Raw genomic sequence first — 13247 nt, 5'->3', positions numbered from 1 at the left:
AACAGCCGATAGCCGACAGCCGACAGCCGACAGCCGACGGCCGGCCGTCAATCACAACCGCAAGTCGTCGCGCGGCCCCACCGTGACCACCGCGTTTCGGTCGAGCGGCCACGCCTGGGCGATGCGGGCGAGGTCGTCGCGCGTGACGGCGTCGAGCCGCTCGAGCTCCTCGGCCACGGGGCGGTACTCCCCGCGGAGCAGCCAGTTGCCGCCGAGGTGGAACAGCCGGCTACGCGGCCGCTCGCTGCCGAGCACGACGCGCGACTTGATCTTGCTCTTGGCCAGCGCGAGCTCGTTCTGGGTCGGCGTGTCGGCGGCCGAGGAGAGGACCGCCTCGAGCTCGTCGAGGTTGCGCTCCAGGTCGCCGGGGTCGCACGCGAGCCACGTGTAGAACATGCCGACGCCCTGGTAGTCGTAGTGCCCGAGGCTGGCCGACTCCGCGTGGCCGGTGTCGATCAGCCGCCAATACATCCGGCTGCCGGAGTCGTCGCCGAGGATCGCGGCGAGCAGCTTGGCCGCGTAGCGGTCGTCGGACGCGCCGTCCGGCGCGGCGCCGAGCAGCAGCGCGTACTGCTGGGTGGCGGACGACTGCACGACCGCCTCGCGCGGGGTGAAGGTCTCGGCCGCCGGGGCGTGACGCTCCGGCGGGCCGCCGGTCCACTCGCCGCACGCCTGCTCCGCCTGCTCGACGAGCGTGTCGAAGTCGACGCGGCCCGCGGCGGCGAGCACGAGGTTGCGCGGCGCGTAGCGCCGCTGGAAGTACGCGCGCATCGACGAGGGCGTGAGGGCGGCGACCGATTCGGCCGTGCCGAGGATGCTGTTGGCGATCGGGTGGTCGCCCAGCGCAAGCCGCTTCACGTGGTCGTCCATGCCGTAGGGCGGCTGGTCGAGGTACATCTCGATCTCTTCGAGGATGACCTTCTGCTCGGTGGCGAAGTCGTCGTCGCGGAGGGTCGGGCGGAGGATGTCGGCCAGCAGGTCGACGGCCGGCGCCTGGTGCTCGGGCAGCAGCGACGCGTAGTAGACCGTGTTCTCCTCGCTGGTGAACGCGTTGTAGTGTGCGCCGAGCTCGTCGAACTCGCGGTTCACGTCGTCGGCCGAGCGACGGTCGGTCCCCTTGAAGACCATGTGCTCGAGGAAATGGCTCACGCCGGCCTCCGCGGGGGTCTCGTCGCGCGAGCCGGTCTGCACGAAGAACCCCAGCGCGAGGGACAGCGCGTCGGGGTCGCACTCGGCGATCACCTCGAGGCCGTTAGCGAGTGTGTGGCGTTTGAATTGCATGTTGGTTGCGAGTTGTCCGTGGCCAGTTGTCAGCGGCCAGTTGCTAGTCGACGGGTTCAAGACGCGGCGACGGCTCGGCTCTTCGTGTCGACCGTCTTCCGGCTACTGGCGACCGGCTACGGGCTGCTGAGCGTCAGCTCCTCCGGCCCCAGCGTCACGATGGTGAAGTCGCCGGGCGGGTTGCGCCGGAGGTAGTCGTTGATCGACTCGGCCGTGACCGCGTCGACCAGCGCGTTGACCTCCGACAAGCTGCGCACGCGGCCCAGGTGGCGCCAGTCGCGCGCCAACGCGCCGGCCCGGGCGTGGGTCGATTCTTGCTGCAGGATTAAGGCGCTCTTCATCCGGGCCTTCAGGCGGGCCAGCTCGTCGGCGGTCACCCCGTCGGCCAAGCGGACGAGCTCTCCGTGGGTGACGTCGAGCGTCTCTTGCGCGCGTTGGGCGGTCGTGCCCGCGTAGCAGAAAACGGCCGCGCGGTCGTGCTGCGTCTGCAGCGACGCGTAGACCGTGTAGCACAGGCCCCGCTTCTCCCGGACCTCGTAGAACAAGCGGCTGCTCATGCCGCTGGAGAGCACGCCCGTGGCGCCCCACGCTTGGAAGTAGTCGGGGTGGTTGTACGGCGTCGACGCGTAGGCGATGCCGATGTGCGACTGGGAGGAATCGTACGGCAAGTGGCCGCCCCGCTCGGGGGGTGTTTCCTCCGTGGAGTGCGGCGCTTCGGTCTTGGCCCAGTCGCCGAACAGCTCGTCCGCCTGGTCGCAGACCTCGGCCCAGTCGAACGCGCCGGCGATCGCCAGGATCGCGCTGTCGGGGGCGTAGCGGGAGCGGTGGAAGCGGCGGACGTCGGCCATTGTGGCGGCGGCGATCGCTTCGCGCTCGCCGCTGGAGGAGCGTCCGAACGGGTCGCCGTAGTGTCGCCGGCGGAGCTCTTGCATGAGCTTGTGGCTCGGCTCGTCCTCGACGCCGCGTAGCTCTTGGAAGCAGACCTGGCGGCCGGCTTCGAATTGGTCTTGGGGCAGCAGCGGTCGCCGCGCGATGTCGGCGTAGATGGCCAGCGCGGCGGGCAGGTTCTCGGCCAGCGTGCTCGCCCAGAACGACGTGTGGCCCAAGCCGACCGACTCGCCCCGCTCGACGCCCAGCGCGTCGAGGTCGTTGACCAACTGGCGGCTGTCGCGGTCGCCCGCCCCGCGCAGGACCATCTCGCACGTGAGGTTGGCCAAGCCGCGTCGCTCGGCCGGGTCGTAGCGGCAGCCGGCCGGCAGCATCAGCGTGAACGCGGCCGACTGGAAGCCGGGCGCCGGCTCGCCGACGACCGTGAGGCCGTTCGCCAGCCGGCGGGAGAGGGCTTCGCGGTCGCGTGGGACGACGGGGGCGGTAGCGGTCAACGGTCTGCCGTGTTCGTGTCGGAGGGAGTCGGGCGGCGGCGAGCCGGGCAAGTCTGGCACGCGGCGCGGGGTCGCGGCAACCGCATCGCCGGGCAAGGCCGCCTGATCGGGACGACCGCCCGGTGCGCAACTCTAGGTCACGCAGGGGCTTAGGCGATTGCCCGCGGCGGCCAGGGGGCTGGCAAGAGCGGTCGCCGCGCGTTTGACGATTACCGGCGCCGTTCGTAAGGTGAGGGGTAGTCGGAGACACGCGGATTACCGCTGCCCAATGGGCCGCTGCCCAATGGGGCAGACGAACGGCTCTGCGTCCCCGCGCTGCGGCGGCCATCCTACGAGTTGCCCTTCCCCATTTGCCGCCGCCCTGCCTGACGAGACCCATCTTATGTACGGCGAGCTTGTGCCGCTCGGAGGCGGCGACCCGATCCCGCTTCTTAAGAAGAAGCTCTTGGTAGGCCGGCGCGAGAGCTGCGACATCGTGTTGCGGTTCGCCAACGTGTCCGCCCACCACTGCGAGCTGCGGATCGACGGCGGCTACCTGTACGCCCGCGACTTGCAGAGCCGCAACGGCATCAAGATCAACGGCGTCCGCACTCCCGATGGCCGGCTCGACCCGGGCGACACGCTCTCGGTCGCCAAGCACAGCTACCGGGTAGAGTACTCGCCGGCCGACCTCGGGGCGGTGGGTCCCCCGCCGGCAGAGAATCGTCAGCGTGAGATCCTGGGCACGTCGTTGCTCGCGCGGGCCGGCTTGCAGAAGGCCGACTCGGCGGGGCGCGGCTCGCGGTCGAGTCGCTACGACCCGACGAACGACGCGGCCGGTCAGATCAAGCTGCCGGGCGACAAGGTTTGACGCCGGGCCCGCGATCGCCGTCGGTCCTTTACTGAGGGATCGCCCGCTGTGGCTAAGAAGCGCCGCAAGGTCCGGGCGACGTTCCGCAAGCACCACGACGCGGCGCAGCGCGACCGCCGCCTGACGCGCACGTTCGAGCTCGAAGGCGCCGACGCGACGGCCGACGTGGAGCGCGGCGAACGGCTGTCGGGCAAGGGCCGACTGACCCGCCACCGGACCGTGGCCGACGCGGAGATCGTCGAGGACGAGTCCGGCCGTCTGGTGCTGCCCGACGTGGACAAGCGGACTTGCCTGCTCGGCCGCGTGCTGCGGGTGCAAGGCTTGGTGAGCCGCGTGCTCGGCGACAATGGACGGCTCTATGCTTGTGCGACGCGGCAGCTGCTCAAGCAGCTCGCAACGGACCTGCGGCACGTGGTCGCCGCCGGGGACCGCGTCTGGATCCGCCCCGAAGGCAAGCCCCCGAGTGACGGCTCTCCCCAGGAGGGGATCATCGAGCGTGTGGAGCCCCGCCACGGCGTGCTGAGCCGCACCAGCCGCGGGCGGCAGCAGCTCATCGCCACCAACGTCGATCAGATCGTCGTCGTCGCGTCGGCGGCCGAGCCGCGTTTGAAGCCGAATCTGGTCGACCGCTACCTGGTGACCGCCGAGAAGACGGGCCTCCGCCCGATCGTGTGCATCAACAAGGTCGACCTGGTCGAGCCCTCGGACCTCGTCCCGATCGTTGGCGTGTGGTCGCAGTTGGGCTATCGCGTCGCGCCGGTGTCGGCGACCACCGGGGCGGGGATCGGGCGGTTGCGCGAGCAGCTGAAGGGGACCCAAACGGTGTTCGCGGGCCAGAGCGGCGTGGGGAAGAGCTCGCTCCTGAACGCGATCGAGCCGGGCCTGGCGCTGCGTGTGCAGCACGTCAGCGCCGAGAGCCAGAAGGGCCGCCACACCACGACCACCGCCGAACTCTACCCGTGGGGCGACCCGGGCGCGGGGGGGCTGCTCGTCGACACGCCGGGCATCCGCAGCTTCGAGCTGTGGGACGTGATCCCGGAGGAGGTCGCGGGCTACTTCCGCGACATCCGGCCTTATGTCAGCCAGTGCCGCTTCCCGGACTGCACACACACCCACGAGGGCTTCTGTGCGGTGAAGGACGCCGTGGCCGACGGCTGGATCGACGTGCGTCGGTACGAGAGCTACGCGCAGATCCGCTCGGGCGAGTGAGGCCGGACTCACTCTGCCGGCGGCGTGTCCCGGCCGGCCCAGGGGTCGACGGTGGTGAGGCTGCCGTCGGGCAGCTCCCAGTGGAGGATCCCGTTGATCGAGTAGACGCACGGCACGCCAGCGGCGCGGGCCTCGGTTTGGGCCGCGCGGACACCGCGGGCCGCCATCTCGTCCACCTCGGCGGCGAAGACGTACGCTTCGAGCGATAAGTCGCTGGCGTGTCCGCTGGCTGAATCAGACATGCTCACCCTCCACGATTGCTATGAACTCTGCCATCGCCTCACGATCCAGTACCTTCGAAAAGGAACGATCGCCTATTGCGATTCTACGTTGGACGGACGAGCGGTTGTCGGCCAGAGTCCAGTAATCGGCTTGCTCCCGGTACTTCTGCCAAAAGTTCCTGATGCTGCGGAAGAAGCGTCGCCGCACATCGTCGCTAGGAACGTGGTGACCGCCCACTCGGACCCTGTGAGCCACCCGGGCGATGCTGGTCTCGGGGGCGTCTACAAACGTAAACGCTATCTCAACGGAAAAACCGAGCTGCCTTGCGCGCTCCAGGTTGCGTCCAATCGACCTCCCCGAGAGGGTCGACTCGACGAGCAAGTTTCGGCCCCCGTTTAGCGCCGCCTCGAGTCGCTCCACAAATTCCCTTCCAGCCGCCACAGATGCCGATTCGGGCCGTTGCGGCGACATTTCTTTCGCGATCTCGTCGGCGCCAAGGTACAGCCAGTCTCCGCTCGCCAGGTAAGCTCTAGCGAGCGTGGTCTTGCCTGCCCCGTTCGGCCCACCGACGACCAGCAGTCGTTTACCCATAATCTGCTCTGCTTGATTGCTCACCGCGGCGTGAAGTCGGCGTCGGCTTCGAGCGACAGCACGAACTCGGCTAGCAGGTCGGCCGCGTGGTCGATGTCGTCCAGCGAGATCACCTCGACGGCCGAGTGCATGTAACGCAGCGGGATGCCCACGATGCCCGTCGCCACGCCCGCCCGGGTGAGCTGCAGCGCGTTGCCGTCGTTCGACGCGCCGCGGTTGAGCGCGGCCCATTGCATCGGCAGCTTGGCGGACTCGCCGACCGATTTCAGGCGCGAGAAGACGGCCGGGTTGATGTTCGGGCCCCGCTCGATCACCGGCCCGCCGCCGAGGCGGATGTCGGCCTCTTGGGTCTTGTCGATCGTGGGGCAATCGGTCGCGTGGGTCACGTCCACCGCGACGCCCACGTGCGGGTCGATCCCGTACGCGCTGGTCCTCGCGCCGCGGAGACCGATCTCTTCCTGCACGGTGGCGACGGCGTGGACCGCGACCTTCAGACCGCCGCGTTCGGCGGCCCGTCGCGCGGCCTCGATGCAGACCCACATGCCGGTCTTGTTGTCCATGCCGGGGCCGTTCGCGAACCCGTTGCGCATCTCTTGGCAGCCGAGGTTCAGGGTGACCGGGTCGCCGACCTGGATCAGCTCCTTGGCCTCCTTCTCGGACTTCACGCCGACGTCGAGCCACATCTCCTTCTGCTTGACGACCTGCTTGCGTTCCTCCTCTTCGAGCAGGTGGATCGGCTTGCGAGAAATCACCGCCGGGACCGGCCCGCTGTCGGTGTGGATCGTCATCCGCTGGCCGATCAGTTGCTGCGGGTCCCAGCCGCCGATCGGCTTGGTGTACACGAAACCGAACTCGTCGATGTACGTGACGATCAAACCGATCTGGTCGCAGTGGCCGGCGAACATCACACGCAGCGGCGCGTCGGCGTTGACCGACACCACGACGTTGCCGTGCGAATCGGTGTGCACGCCGTCGGCGAACGGCTCCGAGTACTCGCGCACCAGCCGCTGCACGGGCTGCTCGTAGCCCGAGGGGCTCGGCGTTTCGAGGACCTCCAGGAAGAACTTCTTGGCCTCTGGCGTCATCGGGCGGGTCGCTCGGCTGGTGGGAGGGATCGGATGGCTCGCCGCTGCGCGGGGCGGGTCGCCCGGCGCGGGTCGTCGGGGCCGACTCTAACCGCCCTTCGCCCGGGTTCGAAGGGGTCCGCCGCGGCTGTCGCAATCTGGGTTGACCTTGACGATTCGGCTCAGGCGGTGCGGCCCGCGCGTCCGATTCAAGCCTACCGGGGCCGGTCGACTGACACGCTCGTGCAGGTCGACAGGACCCGACGCTACTCGTGACGGCGCCGCTGGCGAGGGAACGCCAGGCGCCCGCCCCGATCGGGCCAGGAGACCACAGGGATGACCTTTCGCAATCGCTTCGCCCTCGCCGGGTCGGCGCCGCTGGCCGCGATCGCCGCGGTGCTGACGCTCATCGGCTCGACTGGGTGTGTCGGCCCAGCGCCGGGATGCGGCTCGCTTGTGGGCTGCGGGGCCCCTATCCACGGGGGCTGCGCTCTGGAGCCCGGCTGCGCCATCGAGCCCGGATGCGGGTGCGAGCCTGCTTGCGGCGTCGGCGGGTGTAGCCTCGCCGGCCAGAAATGGTGCGGCGGCTGCGACTGCGGCCCGGCCCGCCCGCTGATCAACGTGTGCGAAGGCCCCGCGTGCGGCGCCTGCGATCCTGGCTGCGGGTGCGAGCCCGCCTGCGGCGTCGGCGGCTGCGGCGACGTGTGTGGCGGACTGTGCGGCGGCTGCGGCCGTTGTCCGGTGGCCCAAAACGTGGCCTTCGGCCTGCACTCGATCGGCGCCGAGCTGCGGCGCCTGCTCTCTCCGCTGGGCTTGTGCTGCCCCGGCGGCGCGTGCGGCGGCTGCGGCGGCTGCGACGGCGAGCTTTACTGGAGCGAATGGCACAACGACCCGCCGGCGTGCCACGACCCGTGCGACGACTGCGGCAACTGGGTCGGCCCGACCGCTCCGCAAGCGATGAGCCACCAGCCGCACTTCACCCCGCGACGCGTCACGCGGCTGCCGGGCGACGGGACGACCAAGCTCCGGTGATTTGACCGCTTACTCGGCGCGGTCGAACAGGGCCAGCGCGTTGGCGGTCGTCGCTTCGGCGAAGCGCTCGAAGGGCTCGCCCCGGACCTCGGCCAAGCGACGCGCGGTGTGGGCCACGTGGGCAGGTTCATTGCGTTTGACTTTGCGCACCGGCTCCGGCGACAGGTACGGCGAGTCGGTCTCGACAAGCAGCCGCTCGAGCGGCACGCTAACGGCCACTGCGCGGAGCTCGTCCGACTTCTTGAAGGTCGCCATGCCAGCAAAGCTGACGTGGAGGCCAAGCTCGATCGCTTGGGCCGCCCCGTCGGCCGAGCCGGTGTAGCTGTGCATCACGCCGCGTAGCGGCCCCCGGCGGCGGGCTTCGCCGAGCATGTCGAGCACTTCTTGCTCGCACTCGCGCATGTGCACTACGAACGGCAGCCCGCTGGCTTGAGACAGCCGCAGGTGCCTGTCGAAAAAGTCTTTCTGCGCGTCGATCGGGGTGTGGTCCCAGTACCGGTCGAGGCCGGTCTCCCCGAGACCCACCACGCCAGGCGTCGCGGCCAGGCGGACGATCTCGTCCCAGTCGCCAGGCTTGGCCTCCGCCACATCGTTCGGCTGAATGCCGACGACGGCCCAGAGGGGCGCCCACTGCGCCGCCAGGCGGACGCACTGCCGGCTAGAATGAGCGTCGACGCCGATGACGTTCACGCGGCCGACGCCCGCTTCCCGCGCTCTGTGGATCACGACGGGCAGGTCGTCGGCGAAGGCCTGTTGGTCGAGGTGAGCATGGGTGTCGTAGAGCATCCCGGTCCTGTAGGTCCGTCCCGCTAGACAACCGGACAATGCGGCAATCCGCAGCAAGCGCGTTGTAGACCCCCCAGTCTGCCCCGTGGGAAGGCCTATTTGGCAAATTTCAGGCCACAGGTCGCCGCGCGACCGCCCTGATTCTTGACTGTCAACCCCCCGGCCGTACAGTAGACAGTGCGACAGGTAAGTAGAATGGGAGCTGGGCGCCGCTAGCGACGCGTGTCGCGGCGGCGGGCGACAGGACGCGAGTCCTTCCGTTTCAGTTCCGCAGACTCAGTTCCATAAACTCCGTCAAGCCGAAGCCAAGCCAAAATAGGGAAGCCGACCGCTCCGCGAGACCGCGCCTAAAGAACCATTACTCGGGCGGTTCCGAGCGGCTGCCAGGAAGTCCCTCCTCGAGAGCGAAGGAATCGAAATGCTAGTCCTGTCGCGGAAAAAGAACGAAAGCATTGTCATCAACGATGATATCACCATCGTGGTGGTAGAAATCCGCGGCGACAAGGTCCGGCTCGGCATCGAGGCGCCCAAAGAGGTGCCTGTCCATCGGAACGAAGTCTACGAAGCGATCCGGAAGAGCCAGCAAGACGGCCCCGGCGCTGTAGGCGGCGCACCTGAGGGGCAAGTCGCCGATTCTTGATCGACGACGCTTGCCTGTGTGCTGTCACGCCGATCTCGCCTGGGGCCGTGACGCGACACTCCCCGCCGCGTTGGTAGGAAGGCGGGTTGACCACAGCTGGCGCGGCTCTTAGCCTTCTTGCTGGCGAGCTTGAAGCGGTAGCGCAGGCCGGTGACGGCCACCCCCGCTCACAGCTCTCGCACCCGCGGCCCCATCGTCTAGTGGTCTAGGACTCCGGCCTTTCACGCCGGCAACACGGGTTCGAGTCCCGTTGGGGTCACTCTCTCCGCCTAGCCGCTCTGCACGTGTGCAGGGCGGCTCTTTGCGTTTGGCGGCGCGTTTGGCGGCGCCGGCGGCCCGGATGGCGGCTTCCGACACTCAAGCGTCCGCCCGGACAGCTGGCTCAATGCGTCTGTCCGGGCGGCGGGCGTTCGCCCTCGGCGGGTTCGCGGCCTCGACAGGGGCAGGGGCGGACCGGCCTCGCGCGGCTGTGGCTCAGCTGTCGGACGGTAGCTAGATCACCGAGTTGTGTGACTCTCGGCCGAGGTAACTGTTTGTCGAAGCGGGCTGCCCTCTTGCAAGCAAGCGAAAGTGCGTCCTGCAGCCGCGACCTCGCCCGCTCCTCTTCGCCTTCGGCTGTACGAATCAAAGGTTTCAAGCACGGTAAGGCACGAAAAAAAGCCTCTCGGCGCCGAAGGGGCGCCGAGAGGCTTTTTGCTTATTCGTCGTGGTCCTAGCGGCCGGCGGCGGGTGCGAGGCCGACCTTCGGACGATTAGCTGCGGCGACGGGCGGCGGCGGCCACGCCGGCCAGGGCGACCAGAGCGAGCGAGGCGGGCTCGGGGATCGCTTCGCCGGAGATCTCGCCCGAACCACGGGCCAGGAAGCTGTCGATGAAGCCGTTGCTGGCGGTCGTCGTGCTGATGTTCGCCGAGAACGTCACTTCGACGGGCGAACCGATCGGCATCGTGGTCGGCAACTGCTGCGACACGACGTCGGCCACGGTGCCGCCGAAGGTCGCCTTCAAGAAGCCGGTATTGATGTAGGTGACCTGAACTTCAGCGAGCGACAGATTGAGGAAGTCGCCGCCGGGAAGGTTCAGCAGAAGGGAGCCGCCGGCGGCGCTGACGGCCTCGTCGACCATCACGTCTTCGAGCGTAAGGCCCGGGATCTCGAGGTCCATCGAGATGCCTGCACCGAAGGGCGACCCGGCAACCGCGACGCCGTTCTCTTCGATCGAGACCGAGCTAAGCACATCGCCGTTGGCGCTGACGTCGCGTAGGGTGGCGCCGTCGTAAGACAGATCGAGGCCGGTAAAGCCGATCTGGATGAGCTCGGCCTGCGCCGAGCCTGCAAAGCACATCACTGCCCCGCAGAGCAGAGAAGCAACTCGTTTCGTGACGCTCATTAGGTCAACTCCGCAGATGCTGGGTGCTAGTCGTGGGGATCTGGAATCACGGCGTCGGCGGATTTTCCACCCCGCGACGCTGCTCTCTCACTGTTATCCGTTTAGGGCCGGCCGCATGGAAAGACCAGGGGCGGGGATTCCGGCACACGTGCGTGAGTCTACGCAGTGACGGGCTGCCGTACAATAAACTTTCCGAAAATACGGCAAGAAAGTTCTTAACCGATTACTCCGCCAAACCCCTCGCCTGGATCACCCAAGTTGCCTCGTCGTCGCAAGTCACCTTTAGAAAGGGACTTGCGGCGTCGAAGACGGCGTCCAGCTTGCGATGATCGGCCGGCTAACGGGTCTGGCCGCCACCCAACAGACGCCGGCCGATCTGCTCGACCGACACGCCCCGGCCAGAGAATCCGGCCGGCGCCCACGCGGCGGCGACCCGCTCAAGCTCCTCGGTGGGCCCGGCCAGCCGCTGCGAGAGCTCACGAGACGCTTCCCGCAGCTGCTCGTCGAAACGGGCAAGCTGCTGATCGACGCGCTTTTGCCCGGCGTCGAACCGCTGTTGGACCTCGGCCTGCACCAGGTCGGTAGCCGCGTGCTGCAATGCCGCGGCGAGCACGCCCCCGAGGTCGGACTCTAGCTTGACCATGGGCCGATCGAGCCTGCCCGAAACCAGGATGGTCGTTTCGGCGCGGTCTACCTCCGCGAGCCCTTGACCCAGCGCCGCCCCGAAGCGGGCCCCGACCCGGCCGGCGTCTGGGCCCACGATCGTTTCCAAGCCCACCGCGTGCTGCGTCAGGTCGATTCGGCCACTGAGGGCTTCGCCTTCGATGCGGAGATTCATCGCGAGCGTGGCGGGCGTGGGTGCGAGCCTCACGGCCAGCTTGTCTGGCTTGCCTATCTTTCCGCCTGGCGTCGGGAACCCTTCGCAAACGATGGCCAGCGTGTCGATCGGTTCGGCCTGTCGGCGGTCGAGGGTCGCGTCGATCGTCATCGGCGCGCCGCCGGTCGCTTGCGCGACGATGCGTAGCGGCTGGTCGTGGGCGGCGGGCGTGCTGCAGAAGTCGGTCACCCGGCCACGCAGCTCGACGCCACGCCCTAGCAGCCGAGCCACCCCGTCGAACTGTAGCTCGGTCAACAGCAGAGCGGGCCGGGGCCGAACGCCCACGAAGCGGATGTCGGCGCCCCGGTCGCGGGGACACACGCGCTCGCCGGGACCGCTGGCAGGCGTCATCTCGCGCGCCCACCGGACCCAGCCGACCAGGCTCTCGACCGTGCCGGTGACGCTCTCGCCGAGCAGTTGGCTGGTGAGCGACTCCGGGTCGAGTTGATCCGCCTTCAAGCGCTCGGTGAGCAAGCGCCGGTCGGCCTTGCGGGCCGCTTCGATCCGCTGGCGGTCGACTTCCGCCAGCTCGGGCAGGCGGCTGACCTCGTCCGCCAGCGCGGTGAGCCTCGTCTGCAGCTGGGCGGCCCGGCTTGGCGCGGTGGCGAGGAATTCGGTGTGACGGAGCGGGTTCCGCCGGGCTTCCTGGGCCGCTTCCTTGAGCGACCGAAACTCGTCCTCGATCGCCTCGGCCTCGGCGCGCAGCTCGCGCCAGCGCGATGGCCAACTCTCGGAGAGCTGCTCCGCCAAGCGGACGGACTCGAACTCGTCGACTTGTCCTGTGAGCTTCGATTCTAGGGCGGCGATCCAACGCTCGGCCGAGTCGGCGGCCGCCTGCTGCGCGCCGGCGACCCAGGCCGGGGCGGCGCCGCCCGCTTCGGGGGCGTCGTCGGGGTCCAGGGCGCCGGACTCGGAGCGGGGCGTGTTGAAACGCAAGCCGCGGACGAGGCCGCGGCCGACGGCGCTGCGGTGCGTGAGGGCGGCGGAGTCGAAGTCGAGTTCGATCCGCTCGGCCTCGACCAGGTTCTCCATCGGCCGCCTCGGGTTGGCGACCGCCACGTCGGCGAGCACCGCGCGGGCGCCAAGGAGCGAGACCTTGCTGCCGCCGACCTCGACCTTCGCGCCGACGGCCCCCTGGCCCGCGTTGATCGCGGCCCAGCGGAGGCCCCATCCGGAGCCGATCTCGGCCGCTAGCAGCAGCACGACCAGCAGCAGCAAGCGTGGGACGAGGTATCCGAGCCGGAGGTATCGCGTCATCGTGACGGGTCCGCGAGGGAGTGGGGGTCTAGCCGAGCGGCGCCGCGATCGGCTCAGGAACCGATCCCGAACGACGCGCCGAGCCGGTCGGTGATCTGCGCGCCGAGCAGCACCCGGCCGAGCTTGTACTTGGCGATATGCTTCACCGCCCACGGCCGCGCGCGATCGACCAGCGCACGGGTTCCTAGGAACACGGGGTACGACAGGTACAGGCCGAGCAGCAGCGAGCCGCACGCGACCGTGTTGTGCAGGCCCCACCACGGACCTAACGGCGCGTCGTACGCGGCGGCGTACGTCGACTGGAGGCTCGGCACGGTGAGGACCTTCAGCCCAAGCTTGTGGGTGAACGGGTCCAGCAGCGGCGTGGCGGCGGCCACGCCGGCGGCGGCGAGCAGGCCGGCGGCCTTGTTCACGCGGAGCGAACACAGCACCACGCCCAGCGCGACCGCGGTCAGCGACCCCAGCGGCGCAGCCCCGAGCACCACGCCGATCGCCACACCGGCCGCGACCTGACGGCTGGAGTCGTTCGTGAGCAGCACGCCCAGCAGCGTCCGCAGCGGGCGTAAGAGCCAGTAGGTCAGCATGCCTCGCCTCGGGGTGGGTACGACGCCAGTCTCGGAGCGCGCACCGGGGCGCGCTCTGTCGTACCGTTTCGGCGGGTTGTGACGGTT

The 13247-nt window shown here is 69.0% G+C and carries 13 protein-coding genes and 1 tRNA gene; 5 read left to right on the top strand and 9 right to left on the bottom strand.

The annotated features are described in order from the left end of the window. Positions 1–51: 51 nt before the first annotated feature. Positions 52–1281: a M16 family metallopeptidase gene (locus RIC11_RS12270; RefSeq protein ID WP_350211627.1), complete on the bottom strand. Its 1230-nt coding sequence runs from the start codon at positions 1279–1281 to the stop codon at positions 52–54. 116 nt (positions 1282–1397) lie between these two features. After that, positions 1398–2663, bottom strand: coding sequence for a M16 family metallopeptidase (locus tag RIC11_RS12265; protein WP_350211625.1), 1266 nt, complete (start codon positions 2661–2663; stop codon positions 1398–1400). Between the two features lie 382 nt (positions 2664–3045). Between RIC11_RS12265 and RIC11_RS12260 the strand changes: the two genes are divergently transcribed. Together RIC11_RS12260 and rsgA are read left to right on the top strand one after the other, a co-directional pair. Continuing rightward, on the top strand, positions 3046–3513 hold the full coding sequence (locus tag RIC11_RS12260) for an FHA domain-containing protein (RefSeq protein WP_350211623.1): 468 nt from the start codon (positions 3046–3048) through the stop codon (positions 3511–3513). 48 nt (positions 3514–3561) lie between these two features. Next, positions 3562–4722, top strand: coding sequence for a ribosome small subunit-dependent GTPase A (gene rsgA / locus RIC11_RS12255; protein WP_350211622.1), 1161 nt, complete (start codon positions 3562–3564; stop codon positions 4720–4722). Between the two features lie 8 nt (positions 4723–4730). On the opposite strand, the gene RIC11_RS12250 is transcribed toward rsgA, so the two are convergent. The 3 genes from RIC11_RS12250 to RIC11_RS12240 are packed head-to-tail and all read right to left on the bottom strand — an operon-like array spanning position 4731 to position 6620. Further along, positions 4731–4964, bottom strand: a complete 234-nt coding sequence (locus RIC11_RS12250; RefSeq protein WP_350211620.1) for a hypothetical protein — start codon at positions 4962–4964, stop codon at positions 4731–4733. Then, positions 4957–5535: an ATPase gene (locus tag RIC11_RS12245; protein WP_350211618.1), complete on the bottom strand. Its 579-nt coding sequence runs from the start codon at positions 5533–5535 to the stop codon at positions 4957–4959. Before RIC11_RS12245 ends, RIC11_RS12250 begins: the two co-directional genes overlap by 8 nt. A gap of 20 nt (positions 5536–5555) precedes the next feature. Then, entirely contained in the window at positions 5556–6620 is a 1065-nt protein-coding gene (locus tag RIC11_RS12240) for a M42 family metallopeptidase (RefSeq protein ID WP_350211616.1), read from the bottom strand. Between the two features lie 315 nt (positions 6621–6935). On the opposite strand from RIC11_RS12240, the gene RIC11_RS12235 reads away from it, so the two are divergent. Continuing rightward, positions 6936–7631 (top strand): hypothetical protein, encoded by a 696-nt coding sequence (locus RIC11_RS12235; RefSeq protein WP_350211614.1) that lies wholly within the window; start codon positions 6936–6938, stop codon positions 7629–7631. Positions 7632–7640: 9 nt separating this feature from the next. Here the strand turns inward: RIC11_RS12235 and RIC11_RS12230 are convergent, their stop codons facing one another. After that, the gene (locus tag RIC11_RS12230; protein ID WP_350211612.1) at positions 7641–8417 is read right to left on the bottom strand and encodes a TatD family hydrolase; all 777 of its coding nucleotides are present in this window, start codon (positions 8415–8417) and stop codon (positions 7641–7643) included. Between the two features lie 418 nt (positions 8418–8835). Between RIC11_RS12230 and csrA the strand changes: the two genes are divergently transcribed. Then, on the top strand, positions 8836–9057 hold the full coding sequence (gene csrA, locus RIC11_RS12225; protein WP_350211610.1) for a carbon storage regulator CsrA: 222 nt from the start codon (positions 8836–8838) through the stop codon (positions 9055–9057). A 186-nt stretch (positions 9058–9243) separates the two neighbouring features. Next, positions 9244–9316 (top strand) — tRNA-Glu (locus RIC11_RS12220). Positions 9317–9809: 493 nt separating this feature from the next. Here the strand turns inward: RIC11_RS12220 and RIC11_RS12215 are convergent. From RIC11_RS12215 to RIC11_RS12205, 3 genes are all read right to left on the bottom strand, one after another. After that, complete coding sequence (locus tag RIC11_RS12215) at positions 9810–10442, bottom strand: PEP-CTERM sorting domain-containing protein (RefSeq protein WP_350211608.1); 633 nt, start codon at positions 10440–10442, stop codon at positions 9810–9812. 337 nt (positions 10443–10779) lie between these two features. Next, on the bottom strand, positions 10780–12576 hold the full coding sequence (locus tag RIC11_RS12210; protein WP_350211606.1) for a hypothetical protein: 1797 nt from the start codon (positions 12574–12576) through the stop codon (positions 10780–10782). A gap of 53 nt (positions 12577–12629) precedes the next feature. Beyond that, positions 12630–13160: a TIGR03546 family protein gene (locus tag RIC11_RS12205; RefSeq protein WP_350211604.1), complete on the bottom strand. Its 531-nt coding sequence runs from the start codon at positions 13158–13160 to the stop codon at positions 12630–12632. Between the last annotated feature and the right edge of the window lie 87 nt (positions 13161–13247).

It is taken from the genome of Botrimarina sp. (assembly GCF_040219535.1).
In the GTDB taxonomy this organism is placed as follows: domain Bacteria; phylum Planctomycetota; class Planctomycetia; order Pirellulales; family Lacipirellulaceae; genus Botrimarina.
This window is presented reverse-complemented; position numbering and strand designations above follow the sequence as displayed.